General features: G+C 74.3%; 13 protein-coding genes. 9 read left to right on the plus strand and 4 right to left on the minus strand.

The window, feature by feature from the left end:
- Positions 1-143: 143 nt before the first annotated feature.
- The 4 genes from lhgD to JIG38_RS09685 all read left to right on the plus strand — a co-directional run bounded on the left by lhgD (position 144) and on the right by JIG38_RS09685 (position 5,248).
- The gene (lhgD, locus tag JIG38_RS09670) at positions 144-1,331 is read left to right on the plus strand and encodes an L-2-hydroxyglutarate dehydrogenase (RefSeq protein ID WP_307844771.1); all 1,188 of its coding nucleotides are present in this window, start codon (positions 144-146) and stop codon (positions 1,329-1,331) included.
- Between the two features lie 172 nt (positions 1,332-1,503).
- Positions 1,504-2,058 (plus strand): hypothetical protein, encoded by a 555-nt coding sequence (locus JIG38_RS09675; protein ID WP_199423593.1) that lies wholly within the window; start codon positions 1,504-1,506, stop codon positions 2,056-2,058.
- 5 nt (positions 2,059-2,063) lie between these two features.
- Positions 2,064-4,163, plus strand: coding sequence for a hypothetical protein (locus tag JIG38_RS09680; protein ID WP_199423594.1), 2,100 nt, complete (start codon positions 2,064-2,066; stop codon positions 4,161-4,163).
- Complete coding sequence (locus JIG38_RS09685; protein WP_199423595.1) at positions 4,160-5,248, plus strand: glycosyltransferase family 4 protein; 1,089 nt, start codon at positions 4,160-4,162, stop codon at positions 5,246-5,248. The genes JIG38_RS09680 and JIG38_RS09685 overlap by 4 nt, the downstream gene beginning before the upstream one ends.
- 30 nt (positions 5,249-5,278) lie before the next feature.
- Here JIG38_RS09685 and JIG38_RS09690 read toward each other — a convergent pair whose 3' ends face one another.
- The 4 genes from JIG38_RS09690 to JIG38_RS09705 all read right to left on the minus strand — a co-directional run bounded on the left by JIG38_RS09690 (position 5,279) and on the right by JIG38_RS09705 (position 10,905).
- On the minus strand, positions 5,279-7,783 hold the full coding sequence (locus JIG38_RS09690; RefSeq protein ID WP_199423596.1) for a glycosyltransferase: 2,505 nt from the start codon (positions 7,781-7,783) through the stop codon (positions 5,279-5,281).
- Positions 7,780-8,988, minus strand: coding sequence for an ABC transporter ATP-binding protein (locus JIG38_RS09695; RefSeq protein WP_199423597.1), 1,209 nt, complete (start codon positions 8,986-8,988; stop codon positions 7,780-7,782). Before JIG38_RS09695 ends, JIG38_RS09690 begins: the two co-directional genes overlap by 4 nt.
- Positions 8,985-9,827 carry an ABC transporter permease gene (locus JIG38_RS09700; RefSeq protein ID WP_199423598.1) on the minus strand — a complete coding sequence of 281 codons (843 nt, stop codon included), beginning with the start codon at positions 9,825-9,827 and terminating at the stop codon, positions 8,985-8,987. Before JIG38_RS09700 ends, JIG38_RS09695 begins: the two co-directional genes overlap by 4 nt.
- Before the next feature lie 178 nt (positions 9,828-10,005).
- Positions 10,006-10,905 (minus strand): class I SAM-dependent methyltransferase, encoded by a 900-nt coding sequence (locus tag JIG38_RS09705; RefSeq protein WP_199423599.1) that lies wholly within the window; start codon positions 10,903-10,905, stop codon positions 10,006-10,008.
- A 95-nt stretch (positions 10,906-11,000) separates the two neighbouring features.
- Here JIG38_RS09705 and JIG38_RS09710 point away from each other — a divergent pair, with 95 nt between their 5' ends.
- The 5 genes from JIG38_RS09710 (at position 11,001) to JIG38_RS09730 (ending at position 16,929) form a co-directional block, all read left to right on the plus strand.
- Positions 11,001-12,092 (plus strand): glycosyltransferase family 4 protein, encoded by a 1,092-nt coding sequence (locus JIG38_RS09710; protein ID WP_199423600.1) that lies wholly within the window; start codon positions 11,001-11,003, stop codon positions 12,090-12,092.
- Positions 12,089-13,228, plus strand: a complete 1,140-nt coding sequence (locus tag JIG38_RS09715; RefSeq protein ID WP_199423601.1) for a glycosyltransferase family 2 protein — start codon at positions 12,089-12,091, stop codon at positions 13,226-13,228. Before JIG38_RS09710 ends, JIG38_RS09715 begins: the two co-directional genes overlap by 4 nt.
- A 107-nt stretch (positions 13,229-13,335) precedes the next feature.
- The gene (locus tag JIG38_RS09720) at positions 13,336-14,514 is read left to right on the plus strand and encodes an acyltransferase family protein (protein ID WP_199423602.1); all 1,179 of its coding nucleotides are present in this window, start codon (positions 13,336-13,338) and stop codon (positions 14,512-14,514) included.
- Between the two features lie 39 nt (positions 14,515-14,553).
- Positions 14,554-15,549: a dTDP-glucose 4,6-dehydratase gene (rfbB, locus tag JIG38_RS09725; protein ID WP_199423603.1), complete on the plus strand. Its 996-nt coding sequence runs from the start codon at positions 14,554-14,556 to the stop codon at positions 15,547-15,549.
- Between the two features lie 126 nt (positions 15,550-15,675).
- On the plus strand, positions 15,676-16,929 hold the full coding sequence (locus tag JIG38_RS09730) for an LCP family protein (RefSeq protein WP_307844774.1): 1,254 nt from the start codon (positions 15,676-15,678) through the stop codon (positions 16,927-16,929).
- Positions 16,930-17,191: the final 262 nt, after the last annotated feature.

Here is a 17,191-nt window from a genome sequence, read left to right on the forward strand (position 1 = left end):
GTGCGGCGGACGGTCCACGCACGGCGCACGAGCGTATCGGACCGCGCGCGACCGAAGGGCCCAGCCGGGGCCGGTGGCCTCCGCCTACGATGAGGCGGCCGTCAGCCCGCTCGCCGGGCGCACCCCACCTCAGGAGGTCCTCCGTGTCGCGCATCGTGGTCGTCGGGTCCGGCATCGTCGGGCTCGCCGTGGCGGCCCGCCTCGCCCGCCGGGGCGACCAGGTCGTCGTGCTCGAGAAGGAGGACGACATCGCCCTCCACCAGACGGGCCGCAACTCGGGCGTCATCCACTCGGGCCTCTACTACGCGCCCGGCAGCCTCAAGGCCCGCCTCAGCGCCGCGGGCGCGCGCTCGATCCGCGCGTACGCGCAGGAGCACGGGATCACGACGGTGCCGACCGGCAAGCTCGTCGTGGCGACCGACGCGCAGCAGCTCCCCGGCCTGCGCCGGCTCGCCGAGCGCGCCGCGCAGAACGGCGTGGCCGCCACGACGCTCACGCCCGCCGAGGCGCGCGAGCACGAGCCGCACGTCGCGTGCGTCGCCGCGCTGCACGTGCCGAGCACCGGGATCGTCGACTACGTCGGCGTGTGCCGCGCCCTGGTGCGCGAGGTGGAGGCGGCCGACGGCGAGCTGCGCCTGTCCGAGGCGTTCGTCTCCGCGCGGCCCGAGGGCACCGGCGTCGTCGTCGAGACGAGCCGGGGGACGGTGCGCGCCGACGCGCTCGTCAACTGCGCGGGGCTCCAGAGCGACCGCGTCGCCCAGGCGTCCGGCCTCGAGCCGGAGGCCCGGATCGTGCCCTTCCGCGGCGAGTACTTCGAGCTCGTCCCCGAGCGGTCCTACCTGGTCAACGGCCTCATCTACCCCGTCCCGGACCCGCGCTTCCCCTTCCTCGGGGTGCACCTGACGAAGACCACCGAGGGCGGCGTCCACGCCGGACCGAACGCGGTGCTCGCGCTCGCGCGCGAGGGGTACCGCTGGCGCACGGTCGACGTGCACGACGTCGTCGACTCGCTCAGCTGGCCGGGGCTGTGGCGCCTCGGCGTGAAGAACGTCGTCCCGGGCGCCAAGGAGGTGCTCCGCTCCGTGTCGCGGCGCACGTTCGCCGCGAGCCTCGCCGAGCTCGTCCCCGCGGTGCGGGTCCAGGACCTCGTGCCCGCGCCCGCGGGCGTGCGGGCCCAGGCGATGAAGCGCGACGGCAGCATGGTCGACGACTTCCTCGTCCAGCGGGCACCGCGCCAGGTGCACGTGCTCAACGCGCCCTCCCCCGCCGCGACCGCGTCGCTCGAGATCGCGGCGCACCTCGAGCGCGAGGTCGACGCGGTCCTGGCCTGACCGGCCCCACCTCTCCACCACCCGTTCGCCGCGCTGCGCCTCCCGCCCGGCGCCGGGCGCCGGGGCTACCGTGGTGGTGTCGGCCGCCGCGAACCCCTTGACCTGGGGCTCCGGCCTGCCGATAGGTGCCGAGGGCGCCGCCCCGCCCGCTCGAGCCGACAGATGAGGTCCCATGGGTCAGTCCCGACGCGTCGCCGTCGCCGTGGCGGTCCTCGTGCTCGTCGCGGTGGGCGTCGTGGCTGCCGTGGCGCTGCGTCCGGACGCCCCGGCGGAGCCCGGGGGCACCGCGTCCGCGACCGCCTCGGCCACCGCGAGCCCCACGCCGACGCCGACGCTCACCGCGGCGCCGACCGTCGCCCCCGTCGAGCCCTCGGCGCAGCCGACGGCCGCGCCCACCGTCCAGCCGACCGAGCCGCCGGCGCCCGACCCCGGCCTCACGCCGACCGAGGTCGTCGTGACGTTCTACGGCTGGGACCCCGCGGCCGCCGCCGCGACCGTCGGCGCGTACGTCCCGCTCGTCGAGAGCGGCGCCCGCTGCACCCTCACGGTGCGCCAGGGCGCCACCGTCCTGTCGGTCGAGGGCCCCGCGTCGCCGGACGCCGCCACGACCAGCTGCGGCGCCCTCGCCGTGCCCGGGCTCGCGTCCGGGCCGTGGGACGCCACCGTCACCTACACGTCCGCGACGGCCACCGGCACGTCGTCCCCCGTCACGATCGAGGTCCCGTGAGCCCCGTGAGCACCGCAGCCCTCCCGCACCCCCGGGCCGCCGCGTCCGCGGGCCGCCGCGCCGTCGCCGCCCTGGTCGCCGTGCTGACCCTCTGCGTGGGCGCCGTCGTCGGCGTCCAGCGCGCCGAGCCGGCCGCCGCGGCCACGTTCGACCCCGGCATGATCATCAGCGACGCCGCGTTCTACGCCGGCACGTCGATGTCCGCGCCCGAGATCCAGGCGTTCCTCGACGCGAAGAACCCGAGCTGCCGCCCCGGCGCCGACGGCACGCTGTGCCTCAAGGCGTTCCGCGCGGACACGTTCACGCGCCCCGCGGACAGCCGCTGCACGGGCACCTACGTCGGCACGGGGAACGAGTCCGCCGCACAGATCATCGCCAAGGTGGGCGCGGCCTGCGGGATCAGCCCCAAGGTCATCCTCGTCATGCTCCAGAAGGAGCAGAGCCTGGTCACCGCGTCCGGCTCGGGCCTGTACGCGACCCGCTACCGCAGCGCCATGGGCTTCGGCTGCCCGGACACCGCGCCGTGCGACGCGACCTACTACGGCTTCTTCAACCAGGTGTACCAGGCCGCCTGGCAGCTGCGGAACTACGCGCTGAGCCCGACGAAGTACGCCCACCGGGCGGGCATGGTCAACAACGTCCGGTACCACCCGAACGTCGCGTGCGGCTCGTCGGCCGTGCTCATCCAGAACCAGGCCACCGCGAGCCTGTACAACTACACGCCGTACCAGCCGAACAACGCGGCCCTCGCGGCCGGCTACGGCACGGGCGACGCGTGCTCCGCCTACGGCAACCGCAACTTCTGGCTCTACTACAACGCCTGGTTCGGGGCGACGAACGCCGCTCCCATCGGCGTCATCGACTCGGTGGTCGCGACCAACACGACCCTGACCCTCAGCGGCTGGAGCCTCGACCCCGACTCCTCGCTCTCCAACGACGTGCACCTCTACGTCGACGGCGTCGGCGTCGCCATCAAGGCGGACCAGCCCCGGCCCGACGTCGGCGCGGTGTTCGGCCTGGGCGACGCCCACGGCTGGTCCTGGTCCTTCCCGGTGCGCCCGGGCGCGCGCTCGTACTGCGTCTACGGCATCAGCGTCGGCTACGGGGACAACACCGTCCTCGGCTGCGGCACCGTCGTCGTGCCGGACCAGGTGCCGATCGGCGGCGTCACCTCGGTCACGACCTCGCTGGGCTCCGTGACGATCACCGGCTGGTCGATCGACCCCGACACCACCGAGCCGAACGACGTCCACCTCTACATCGACGGCGTCGGCGTGTCGCTGCGGGCCGACCTGTCGCGGCCGGACATCGCCGCCGCCTACGGCAAGGGCGACCGGCACGGCTTCTCCTACACGACGACCCTCGGGGCCGGCACGCACAGCATGTGCGTGTACGGCATCAACACCGCCCCGGCGGACAACACCGTGCTCGACTGCCGGTCCTTCGTGGTGCGGACGACCAACACCCCGCCCACGGGCGTGATCGACCGCGTCGCGACGACCGCCGGCGACGTCACCGTCTCGGGCTGGGCGTTCGACCCCGACACGACGCAGCCGAACGAGGTGCACGTCTACATCGACGGCGTGGGCGTCTCCCTCCTCGCGGACCAGCCCCGACCCGACGTCGGCGCGGTCTACGGGCGCGGGCCCGCCGCCGGGTGGTCGCACACCCGGCCGCTCGCGCCGGGCAACCACAGCATGTGCGCGTACTCGATCAACACGACGCCGGGCGACAACACGCTCCTCGGCTGCCGCAGCTTCACGCTCGCGGACGCCGCGCCCCTCGGCGTGATCGACACCGTCGCGACGACGCCCGCCACGGGCGGCGCGCCCGGCTCGGTGACGATCGCGGGCTGGACCTTCGACCCCGACACCGCCGCGTCGACCCAGGCGCACGTGTACGTCGACGGCGTCGGCGTCGCGATCGACGCCAACCTCTCCCGCCCGGACGTGGGCGCGGTCTACCGCCGCGGCGACAAGCACGGCTACGTGTGGACGGCGCCGATGGCCGCGGGGGTGCACGCGATGTGCGTCTACGGCATCAGCGGCAACGCGGGCGCGAACACCCTGCTCGGCTGCCGCTCGTTCACCGTCCCGACCGCGTGAGGGTCGCCCTCACCGCCGAGCAGCTCTGGCAGCCCGTGCCAGGGGGCTCGGGCACGTACGTCGTCGAGCTCGGGGCGGCGCTCGCCGCGACGGGCGTCGCCGAGGTGACGGGCGTCGCCGCGCGGCACGCCGGGCCGCCCGCGGGCGACTGGGCGCCGCCGTTCCCCGTGCGCCACGCGCGCCTGCCGCGGCCCGCGCTGTACGAGGCGTGGAACCGGCTGGGGCGTCCGCGGGCCGAGAGCCTCGTGCCCGGGGCCGACGTCGTGCACGCTGCCACGTGGGCGGTCCCGCCGACCCGCCGGCCCCTCGTGGTCACGGTGCACGACGTCGCCTTCCTGCACGACGCGTCCCACTTCACGCCCCGCGGGAACGCCTTCTTCCGGCGCTCGCTCGAGCGCGTGCGCGCGGAGGCCGACGCCGTCGTCGTGCCGTCGCAGGCGACCGCGGACGACTGCGTCGCCGTCGGCCTGCCGGCCGGGGACGTCCACGTCGTCCCCCACGGCGCGACGGTCCCCGACGTCCGCCCGGACGAGGTCACGGCCCTGCGCGAGCGCTTCGGGCTCGAGCGCCCCTACGTCCTGTGGTGCGGGACCCTCGAGCCCCGCAAGAACGTGCCCGCCCTGCTCCGGGCCTTCGCCGAGGCGCGCCGCGGCGACGTCGACCTCGTGCTCGTCGGCCCGAGCGGCTGGGGAGACCAGGCGGGCGCCGCGGGCGCCGCGCAGGCCGACCCGCGCGTCCGCCTCCTCGGCCCCGTCGACCGCCGGACGCTCCACGCCGCGTACGCCGGCGCGCTGGCCTTCTGCTTCCCGTCCCTGCGCGAGGGGTTCGGGCTCCCGGTGCTCGAGGCCATGAGCCACGGCGTCCCCGTCGTGACCTCCGCCGGGACCGCGTGCGCCGAGGTCGCGGGCGACGCGGCGCTCCTCGCGGACCCACGCGACGCGGACGCGCTGGCCCGTGCGCTGCGCGAGGCGTGCGGCCCTTCGCACGACGACCTCGCGGCGGCATCGGTCGAGCGGGCGCGCGCGTTCTCGTGGCCCGAGGCCGCGCGCCGGACCGCCGAGGTCTACGCCTCCGTCACCCGCTGAGCCGACGGCACCCGCCGTCGGCCCGCAGGGTCAGCGCTTGAGGCCCGTCATGCGCTTGAGCCGGCCGGACGCGCGCCGGGCGAGCTCGGAGACGCCGCCGGCCTGGAGGTACTCCCTGGCGAGCGCGAGGTCCTCCTTGAGGTCGGGGCGCAGGCGCGGCGTCGGCGGCGCCTCGAGCGCGCGCGCACCGACGGACCGCGACGCGACGTCGGCCGCGCGGCGCGGGTCGCGGCAGAACTCGATGAGCGGCTCGAGCACGCGCGACCACCGGTAGGACTCCGCGAACTCGCGCACGTTGGCGCGCGCGACCTCGCGCGCCCCCTCGTCGTAGAGCATCTCCTCGAGCGCGGCGACCAGCGCGTCGACGTCCTCCGCCGGCACGACGCGGCCCAGGCCGTGGCCCGTGATGAGGGGGTCGAACGTGTCCCCGCCGGTCGCGACGATGGGCAGGGACGCCCACAGGTAGTCGAGGATGCGCGTGCGGAAGCTGAACGCCGTCTCGATGTGCTGGAAGTGCGTCGAGACGCCCAGGTCCGCGTCGAGCAGGTAGTCCGCGCGCTCGTCGTACGGCACCCAGCCCTCGTTGAAGAAGACGTGGCTGCCCGTGAGGCCGAGCTCGGCCGCGAGCTCCTGCGTCTCCCACGCGACCCGCATCTCCGGGACGCCCGGGTTGGGGTGCTTGAGGCCGAGGAAGTAGAGCCGGACGTCCGGGTGGGTGTGCCGCAGCCGGTCGACCGCGCGGATGAGCGTCAGCGGGTCGAACCAGTTGTAGATCCCGCCGCCCCAGAGGATGACCTTGTCGTCCGCGCCGATCCCGGGCACCTGGCCGCGGATCGCGTGCCGCCGCTGCACGGGCGCCTCGTCCGACACGCCGAACGGCACGACGGCGAGCAGCGACCGCAGCGTGGCGTCCTCGTCGTAGACGAACGGGTTGATCCGGCCCTGCGCCGCGAGCTGGCCGAGCCAGAAGTCCCGCTGCTTGTCCGACGCGCACAGCAGCAGGTCGGCCCGCCCGATCTGCTGGTTGAGCACGCGCGTGGTCTCGCGGACGGCCATCTCGCGGCCGATCGCCCCGAGGTCGCGCGCCTGCTCGAGCTGCTCGAGGTGCATGGGGTCGTAGATGTCGGCGACGACGATCTTCGAGCTCTCCTTGAGCCACGGCACGGCCTCGAGCAGGAAGCCCTGGAAGACGATGACGTCGGCCCACTCGGTCGCCTCGACGAGCTTCTGCCCCGTGGCGGCCTCGACGGCGAAGTCGGCGTGCTCGATCGCGGCGGAGCGCGTCGAGACCAGCCGGACGTCGTGCTCGGGCGCGAGCGCCTTGGCGATCTCCCACGCCCGGATCGCGGGCCCGGCCATGCGCTCGGCGAGCGGCTCCCCCGTGACGACGAGCACGCGCTGGCGCGCGACGAACCGGTCGGCGATGCCGAACGCCTCGACCACGCGCGCGTGCGCCTCGAGGTAGGACGGGATGCCGTAGGCCGGCTCGATCGGCTGGCGGAAGAGCGGGAACAGCTGCCGGTCCGTCCGGCGGCGCAACGACTGCAGGAGCCGGCGCGACTCCGCGAGCGACTCGATGTTGTCGAGGAAGTAGTCGATCGCGTACGGCCCCGTGAGCGCCATCTTCGGCAGCGAGAGGTCGCCGACGTCGTCCCCGCCGGGCGAGCGCTGCAGGTCGAGCGTCGTCGCGTCGACGTCGGACCGCGCGAGCGAGCGGCGCACCGCGAGCGCCATCGCCGCGGGCAGCGCGGCGGCGAGGCTCTCGTCGTCGAGGTTCTTGTACATGGACATGAGCGCGTTGCGCTCGAGCAGGTAGCTCTCGCGGAAGTTGCCGAACTTCTTCATCGTCACGTGGTGCTTGTGGTACGCGACGGACCCGGGCACGTACCGGAAGCGGTGGCCGAGGAGGTTGAGGCGCCAGCCGAGGTCGACGTCCTCGTAGAACATGAAGAAGCGCTCGTCGAACCCGCCGACCTCGCGGTAGAGCTCCGCGCGCACGAACATCGCGGCCCCGGTGCCGAAGAGCACGTCCTTGGCCGTGTCCCACTCGCCCGTGTCGGGCCGCTCGACCTCGCGCTTGTAGCCCATGCCGTACCAGGTGAGGGAGCCGTCGACGTAGTCGATCCGCGCGCCCTCCCAGTCGAGGACCTTGCTCGCCACCGCACCCACCGAGCGGTCCGCGTCGAGCACCTCGACCGCCGCCCGGACCCAGCCCTCGCCCGGCCGCGCGTCGTTGTTGAGGAACGCCACGTACTCGCCCGTCGCGTGCTCGACGCCGAGGTTGCAGCCGCCCGCGAAGCCCGTGTTGGAGCCCGCGTCGACGACGGTCGCGTGCGGCACGGCCGCCCGGATGAGGTCGGCGCCGCCGTCCCCGGAGTCGTTGTCGACGACGATCAGCTCGAGCCGGTCCGCGGGCCAGTCCACGTCGCCGAACGCCTCGAGCGCGGTGATCGTGTCCTGCGCGCCCCGGTAGTTGACGAGGACCACCGAGACCACGCCGCGGCGCACCTCGTGCGTGGCGTCCTGCTCCTTCATCGCTGCTCCCCTGTGATCGGTGCCCAGGCCGCGTTCATCGCGACGATGCCCCCCGACTCGCGAGGCGTGCCCGCCTCGACGTCGAAGCGGGCGACCTGCCGACGGTGGTCGTACGTGTGCTGCGTGGTCCAGTCGTTGACCGAGGCGACGACGTCGAACGTGCCGGCCTGGAGCGGCAGGGACGGGATCGCGCAGTCGACCGTCCCAGCGCCCTCGATGGCGTCGACGTCGAGACCCCCGTCGCGCGAGTGGTACGCCCAGACGTAGGTGCCGTCGAGCGTCTCGAGCGCGAGGCCGAAGACCGGCCGCGCGACGCGCTCGTGCGCGCGCCAGTGCACGCGCAGCGCGACCGCGTCGCCGGTGCGGACGGTCGTCACGGGCGTGCCCGACGCGTCCACGAGCTCGACCTTCTCGACGACGGCCTCGCCCGAGCCGTGCCGGCCGTGCTCGCGCGCCTGCGTCGGCTGCGCCGGGCCGGCGTGGGTCTCGTCGACGTAGTCGTCGACGAGCTCGCTCGCGCGTCCGGCACGGACCAGCCGGCCGTGGTCGAGCCAGGCCACCTGGTCGCACAGCGTGCGCATGGTGCCCATCGCGTGGCTGACGATGACGACGGTCTTGCCGGCCGCGCGGAAGTCGGCGAACCGCTCCATGCACTTGGCCTGGAAGGCGGCGTCGCCGACGGCGAGCACCTCGTCGACGAGGAGGATCTCCGGGTCGACGTTGATCGCGACGGAGAAGCCGAGGCGCACGTACATGCCCGACGAGTAGTTCTTGACCGGCTGGTCGATGAACTGCCCGATCCCCGCGAAGTCGACGATCTCGTCGAACTTGGCGTCGATCTCGCGCTTGCCGAGCCCCAGGATCGAGCCGTTGAGGTAGACGTTCTCGCGGCCCGTGAGCTCCGGGTGGAAGCCCGAGCCCAGCTCGAGCAGGGCGGCGATCGAGCCGTCGACCGTGATCCGCCCCTGGTCGGGCACGAGGATGCGCGCGAGGCACTTGAGCAGCGTCGACTTGCCCGAGCCGTTCTCGCCGATGAGCCCGAAGGTCGACCCCTCGGGGATCTCGAAGCCGACGTCGCGCAGCGCCCAGAACTCGTCGTACTTCGCGCGGCGGCCGCGCATGAGCGACGCCTTGAGCGACTGGTTGCGCTCCTTGTAGATCCGGAACCGCTTCGAGACGTCCTCGACGGTGATCGCGGCGCTCACAGCTCCTCCGCCAGGCGGGGCTCGAAGCGGCGGAACACACGCACGCCGATGACGAGGGCGACCACCGCGGAGCCGACGCACCAGAGCATGTCCTCGCCCGAGGGCCAGACGGTGTCGTAGAAGATCGACCGGAAGGCGTTGGTGAAGTGGTACATCGGGTTGAGCTCCCAGAGGCCGACGAGCGGGAACGAGAGGTCCCACTGCGCGAGCCACCCGTTGAGCGACTCCTGCGCGCGCACGACGTACTCCATGGGGTAGATGATCGGCGTCGCGTAGAGCCAGATCTGCAGCAGGATCGCGGCGAAGTGCTCGGTGTCGCGGAAGTAGACGTTGGCGACGGCGAGCATGAGCGCGATGCCGAGCGCGAACCCCGTGAGCAGCAGGAGGAGCACGAGCGCCATCGGCAGCCACGGCAGCACCATGTTGCCGAACAGGAGCAGCGCGGTCGCGAGGACGCCGAGCTCGATCGCCGTGGTGACGTCGAGCGCGAAGACCGTCGAGGCGACCAGCACCTCGCGCGGGAAGAAGACCTTCTTGACGAGGTTCGCGTTGGCGACGACCGAGGTGAGGCCGCCGGAGATCGCGGCCGCGAAGAAGCCCCACGGGATGAGCGCGCACATGAGCCAGAGCGCGAAGACGTGCAGCCCCGTCCGGCTCGGCTCGATCTGCACGCGCATGAAGACGCCGAAGACGACCGTGTAGATGGCCATGGTCGCGATCGGGTTGATCAGCGACCAGAGGTTGCCGAGCGCCGTGCGCTTGTAGCGTCCCTTGACCTCGCGTGCCGTGAGGTTGAGGAGGAGCTCGCGGGTGCGGCGGTTGCCGACGGCGACGCTCATCGCTCCCCGACCCGCCGACCGTCGCTGCGGGGTGGCACGGGGCGCGCCGGGCGCGCGGCGACGTCGGGAACGGTCGGGAGCATGGCGCCGATCCTATGTGACCGGCACCGGGTCGACGGCCCGTCCGGGCAGCCGGGAGCCGCCGCGGACCGCCTCACCGGACGCGGGGACGGACCGCTCAGCGCCCGACGGCGCGCCGCAGGACCCCGTAGGCGCGGCGCGGCCGCTCGAGCGCACGCATCGAGAGCGTCGAGCGGAGGTCGCGCAGCTCGCCCCGGGCGGCCGCGACCTCGCCCGCGAGGTCGGCGACGTGCGCCCGCAGGACGGCGGCCTCCTCCTCGGTCTCGGCGAGGGCGGTCCGCAGCGCGTCGCGCTCGGCCGTGACCGCGGCGACCGCGCCCGTCGCGTCGTTGCGCACGGCCCGGAGCACGAACTGGTAGGTCGTCGCGTCCGGCTGGCCCGAGACCCAGTCGAGCACGCCGTCGGGCAGGGCCGAGCCGTCGACGCCCAGCTCGGTGGCGAGCGGCGGCGCCGTGGTGCGGCGCAGGTCGATCGCCACGAGGCCCGCCTGGGTGAGCATCGCCAGGAGCGTCGAGCGCGTGAAGAACTGCACGTGCGTCCGGTCGAGCAGCCCGCGGTCGGAGTAGCGCCACCGGCCCTGGAGGAGCGAGAGGCGCACGTCGGCGTGGCCGACGTTGGGGATCGAGATGACCACCGAGCCGCCGGGCCGGAGCAGCCCCGTGGCGTTGCTGAGGAGGCGCAGGGGCTCGCGCAGGTGCTCGAGGACGTCCCCGAACACCACGACGTCGAACGACTCCGGCCCGAACCGCTCCACCAGGTCGACCGTCTCGAGGTCGGCCACCACGACCTCGTCGAGGACCTCCGCGGCGCGCGCCGCGGCCTCGGGGTCGAGCTCGACGCCCGCGACCTCGCTCCCCCGCTCCTTGAGCGCCGCGCCCAGGTACCCCGTCGCGCAGCCGACGTCGAGCACGCGCCCGCCGGGCCCGACGAGCTCGAGCATGAGCGCGTGGGAGTTGTTCGCCAACGAGGAGTCGACGGTGGTGTCGTACGTGGGCATCGTCGGACCGTCCTCGGGCCGCTGGGGGATGGCGTGTCAGGGAGCATAGCGGCCGGTGGGCGCCTCGCCGTGTGACCCCGTGAGAGCATCGGCGCGTGCTCATCACGCTCGACGCCACGCCCCTGCTCGGGGTGCGGACCGGCATCGGGCGCTACGTCGAGCACCTCGTCGCCGAGCTGCCGGGCGCCCTCGGGCGACGCGGTCTCGACGCGCACGTGCAGGTCTCGACGTGGACGGCGCGCGGCGGCGCGATCGCCGACCTGCCCCCGGGCGTCGCCCAGGTCGGACGGCGCGTGCCCGCCCGCCTCGTGCGCGAGGCCTGGCGCCGCTGGGACCTCCCGCCGGTCGAGGCGCTCGTCGGGCGCACCGACGTGTTCCACGGGACCAACTTCACGTCCCCGCCCACGCGCCGCGCGCGTGAGGTCGTGACGGTCCACGACCTCACGTACGAGCTCCACGCCGACACCGTCTCGGACGCGAGCCTCGCGTACCGCGCCCTGGTCCCGCGCGCGCTGGGTCGCGGCGCGCACGTCGTGACGCCCAGCGAGGCCGTCGCGGCCGCGGTGCGCGACCACTACGGGCTCGCGGCCGACCGCGTCACGGCCACCCCGCTCGGTGTCGCGCCGGCGTGGGCGCGGGCCGTCCCCGCGACGCCCGCGTGGCTCGACGCGCACGGGCTCCCGGGCGACTACGTCGTCTTCGTGGGCTCGCTCGACCCGCGCAAGAACCTCGCGCGGCTCGTCGACGCCCACGCGCGACTGCGCGCCGCGCGGCCGGACGCCCCGGCGCTCGTGCTCGCCGGCCCCGCGGGGCGGGCCGCGGCGCTCGGGGCGCGGCCCGGCGTGCACCTCACCGGCTTCCTCGCCGACGGCGAGCTGCGCGCCCTCGTCGCGGGCGCGCGGGCCCTCGCGCTGCCCTCGCTCGACGAGGGCTTCGGCCTGCCGGTCCTCGAGGCCCTCGCCGCGGGCCGGCCCGTGGTGGGGGCCGACATCCCGGCCGTCCGGGAGGTGGCCGGGGACCACGCGGTGCTCGCCGAGCCGACCGACACCGACGCGCTCGCGGGCGCCCTCGAGGCCGTGGTCGACGGGCCCGACGGCGAGGCCGACCGCGCCGGGCGCCGTGCCTGGGCGGCGCGCTTCACCTGGGCGGCCTGCGCGGACGCGACCGTCGCGGTGTACGCGACGTGAGCCACGTCCCGGCCGACCCCGCCCGGCCCGCGCCCGGTGAGGACACCGGGCGTCCCGACGTCACGGTCGTCACCGTGACGTACGAGGCCGCGGACCTCGTCGGCGAGTGCCTCGCGTCCCTCGCGGCGCAGCGCCTCGACGGGCTGCGGATGCGCGTCGTCGTCGTCGACAACGCCTCGACCGACGGGACGGCGGACCTCGTGGCCCGCGACCACCCCGAGGTCGCGCTCGTGCGCTCGCCCGTGAACACGGGCTTCGCCGGCGGCAACAACCTCGCGCTGCGTGCGCTCGCGAGCCCGTACGTCGTCCTGCTCAACAACGACGCGGTGGCGGACCCGGACCTGGTCGCGACGCTCGTGCGCCGTCTCGAGGCCGCGGACCCGCAGGTCGCGGCGCTCAGCGCGACCCTGCTCCTGCAGGGTCGCTTCCGTCCCGCGCGCCCGGACGACCCTGCGGACCGGCGCGTCGACGGGCCCGACGGCTCCTGGGTCGCGGACCCCGCCGGCGGGACGACGCTCGTCAACTCGACCGGCAACGAGATCCGGGTGGACGGGTACGGCGTCGACCGCGGCTGGCTGGCCGACGCCGCCCGCCACGACCCGCCGCGCGAGGTGTTCGGCTTCTGCGGCGCGGCGGTGGCGCTCCGCGCGAGCGCGCTCGCCGACGTCGGGCTCTTCGACGAGGACTTCTTCCTGTACTACGAGGACTCCGACCTGTCCTGGCGCCTGCGCCTGGCCGGCTACCGCGTCGAGCACTGCCCCGAGGCCGTGGCCCACCACCGCCACGCGGCCTCGAGCGGCGAGGGCAGCGCGGTGCACCGCTTCCACGACCAGCGCAACCGTCTGCTCATGCTGCTCAAGTGCGCGACGCCGCCGCTCGCCGCCCGGGCGTGGGCACGGGCGGTCCTCACCGCGGCGTCCGTCACCGTCCGCCGGAGCCAGCCGCGGGACCACGTCGTGCTGCGGTGGCGCGCGCTCGCGTCCGCCGTCCGGCTCGCACCGCGGATGGTCCGGCGCCGGCGCGAGATCGGCCGCCGCGCCAGGACGACGCGGGCCGCCGTCGAGCGGCTCCTCGTGCCCGTGGGCGCGCCGACCGGGTCCTACCGCGCGGACGGAGGCGGCACCGGGCCCGCGTAGGACTCGAGCGGGGCTCGCGCAGGCCTCGCGTAGGGTGTGGCCCCGTCATCTCCCTGCGCCAGGACGGACGGCACGTGCGCGGTTCCAACAGGCCCTACCTGTACCCGGTGGACCACCTCAGGGCCTTCGCGGCGGTGCTGGTGCTCCTGTACCACTCCACCCAGCTGGTCTCGCAGGCGATCGACCCCGCGCTCGGCTGGGCGCCGGACCGGTGGCTGCACTCGTCCAACCCCGCGGCCACGCTGCTCTTCGAGGGCCACACGGGCGTGGCCCTGTTCATGGTGCTCAGCGGGTTCATCTTCACGATCGGGACACTCGGCAAGGACATCGCCTACGGGCCGTTCCTGCGCAACCGCGTCCTGCGCATCTACCCGCTGTACCTCGTGCTGCTCTTCGTCGGCCTCACCGCCGCGAGCCAGCAGTTCGACCTCATGCTCTTCCTGCGCGCGCTGCTGCCGCTGAGCAGCTTCGGCCCCGTCGCGGTGGGCGGCGTCTGGGGCGCGATGTTCTGGGCGGTCGCGGTCGAGCTGCAGTTCTACCTGCTCTTCCCGTTCCTCCTGCACCTGCTCAACCGGCACGGTCCCGGGGCCCTCGTGCGCCTCGTCCTCGCGATGGTCGCGCTGCGCGGGCTCGCCTGGGCGCTCGCCCCGGAGACGCTGGACGTCAACGGGATGACCTACTACTCGATCGTCGGCCGCATCGACCAGTTCCTCCTCGGCATGCTCGCCGGATGGGTCTTCGTGCGCCGCGCCCGCCCGCGCAGCGCGCCGCTGCTCCTCGTCGGCGGGTCGCTGGCCGTCCTCGCCCTGCTGTGGGTGTTCAACCAGCTCAGCGGCTACTCCCGGCCGACGTGGTGGCGCATGGTGTGGGTCGACGCCGAGGGCGCCGCGTGGGCGGTCGTCATCGTCGCCCTCACGTGGGTCGTGGGCAGCCACGCGGGGCGCGTCTCCCGGGCCGTCGCGGCCGTCGGCGAGCGCAGCTACTCGATCTACCTCCTCCACTTCGTGCTCGTGAGCCTCGTCGCGACCCACGACGCGCTGTGGGTGCGCATCGGCGGGCCGGTGACGTCCGCGCTCGCGACGGGCCTCGTCGTCGTCCTGCCCCTCACGGTGCTGCTCTCGTGGCTCACGTACGCGGCGATCGAGCGGCCGTTCCTGCGGATGCGGGGCACGTACGTGCGCGACGCGCGTCCGGCCGTGGCCGCCGACCCGGCACCGGGGCCGCGCAGCGAGCCGGCCTCGGACGCGGCCCCCGTCGAGCCCAGGGCAGGCGTGCCGGGTCGCTAGGCTCGACGCGGTCCTCGTCCCCGTCACCGGAGGTCTCCCGTGCGTCTGCTCGTCACCGGCGGAGCCGGCTTCATCGGCTCCAACTTCGTCCACCAGACCGTCCGCGAGCGCCCCGACGTGCGCGTGACGGTCCTCGACGCGCTGACCTACGCGGGCGACGAGGCCAGCCTGGCGCCCGTGGCCGAGCAGATCACGTTCGTGCGCGGCGACGTCGCCGACGCCGAGCTCGTCGACCGCCTCGTCGCGGACGCCGACGTCGTCGTGCACTTCGCCGCCGAGTCGCACAACGACAACTCCCTGTCGGAGCCCTGGCCGTTCGTCCAGACCAACGTCATCGGCACGTACACGCTGCTCGAGGCGGTCCGCCGGCACGGCACGCGCTACCACCACATCTCGACCGACGAGGTCTACGGCGACCTCGAGCTCGACGACCCGGCGAAGTTCACGCCCGAGACGCCCTACAACCCCTCGAGCCCCTACTCGTCGACCAAGGCCGCGAGCGACCTCCTCGTCCGCGCGTGGGTGCGCTCGTTCGGCGTGCAGGCGACGATCTCGAACTGCTCGAACAACTACGGGCCGTACCAGCACGTCGAGAAGTTCATCCCGCGGCAGATCACCAACGTCGTCGACGGCATCCGGCCCAAGCTCTACGGCACGGGCGAGAACGTGCGGGACTGGATCCACGTCGAGGACCACAACTCCGCGGTCTGGGCGATCCTCGAGCGCGGCCGGACCGGCGAGACGTACCTCATCGGCGCCGACGGCGAGGAGAACAACAAGGCCGTCGTCGAGCTGATCCTCGAGCTCACCGGCCAGCCGCGCGACGCGTACGACCTGGTCAGCGACCGCCCGGGTCACGACATGCGCTACGCGATCGACTCGACCAAGCTCCGCACCGAGCTCGGCTGGACGCCGCGCTACGGCTCCTTCCGGGACGGCCTCGCGGCGACGATCGAGTGGTACCGCGCGAACGAGGCCTGGTGGCGGCCGCAGAAGGACGCCACGGAGGCGAAGTACGCCCAGCTCGGCCGCTGACGCCGTCCGCCCGGGCCGCCGCGTGAGCGTCGCGGCCCGGGTGGCGGGCGTCCTGCACAGGTTCTCCACGCATTCTGCGCCGCCGTCCCCCCGGGGGGCGTGGCCGCGCTCCTAGGATCAGCACCTGTGACTCCTCGCCACTCGGCCCCCCGGCGCCCCCGCGTCGCCCGGCACGCGCGCACCCTGCGCTCGCACCGGGTGCGCCACGTCACGGCGCTCGCGACGGTCGCCGTGCTCTCCTTCGCGGCGACCGGGGCGGCCACGGCCTACGTCCGGCTCGAGAACAACATCGAGACGCACGACGTCACGGCACTGCTCGGCGACGACCGCCCGGTGCGCACCGAGCCCGTCGACCCCACCGACCCCAACGCGGGCCGGGCGCTCAACATCCTGCTCATGGGCTCGGACACGCGCGAGGGCGCCAACGCCGACCTCGGCGGCGAGAACGGCGGCATGCGGTCCGACACGACGATCGTCCTGCACATCTCCGCGGACCGTCAGCGGGTCGACCTCGTCTCGATCCCCCGCGACTCCCACGTCGACATCCCCGAGTGCCCGCGATCGGACGGCACGGTCGCCGGTCCCACCGAGTCCCGGTTCAACGAGGCCTTCTCGCGCGGTGCGCAGTCCGGCCAGGTCTCGGACGCCGCCGCCTGCACCATCAAGACGGTCGAGTCGCTGACGAACGTCCCCATCGACGGGTGGGTGGTCGTCGACTTCGCCGGCTTCGTCAACATGGTCGACGCGCTGGGCGGCATCCCGATCTGCATCCCCAACGACATGTCCTCCCCCAAGGCGGACCTCGAGCTCACCGCGGGGCAGCAGACGCTCGACGGGCACACGGCGCTCGCCTTCGCCCGCGCGCGGACGGGCACCGGCGTCGGTGACGGCTCCGACACGAACCGGCTCGGCCGCCAGCAGCAGCTCCTCGCCGCGACGGCCAACGAGGTGCTCTCGAAGAACCTGCTGACCGACTCCACCAAGCTCTACCTCTTCCTCAACGCCGCGACGCAGTCCCTCACGGCCGACCCCGTCACGGGCAACGTCGGCGGACTGGCCGGGCTCGGGTTCAGCCTCCGGGACGTGCCGAGTGGGAACATCACCTTCATGACGGTGCCCTTCCAGTCGTGGCCCGAGGACCCGAACCAGGTCGTCTGGGCCGACGAGGCCGACCAGATCTGGGCCAACATGGCGGCGGACCTGCCGCTCGTCACCCCCGAGGTCGCCACGCCGCCCGTCGAGCCCGACCCCGCCGCGACCGCGCCCGCGGACCCGACCACGCCTGTCGAGCCGGCCCCCGGGGAGGTGGCCGCGACGCCGCCCCCGACGCCCGGCGTCGACCCGTTCACCCCGGACGACCTCCAGTCCGTCTGCGGCTGACGTGGCAGACGACGACCAGCGCCGCCAGCAGGCCCGGCGGGGCGAGGCGCCCGGCGCGCCGCGTCCGTCGGCGTCCCGGGCACGCGCCGGTGGAGCGGCGCAGCCCGCCCCCACCCGCGCGAGCGCGCCGCCGCCTCCCCCCGCCCGACCGGGCACGCCCCGCGACCCCCAGGGCCGGGCGACCCCGGGGCGGCCCGGCGCCCAGCGCTCCGCCGCGGGGCGACCGCCCGCCCCCGAGCCGCCGCCGAGCTTCGCGCCGGGG

Source organism: Actinotalea solisilvae, assembly GCF_016464425.1.
Classification (GTDB): domain Bacteria; phylum Actinomycetota; class Actinomycetes; order Actinomycetales; family Cellulomonadaceae; genus Actinotalea; species Actinotalea solisilvae.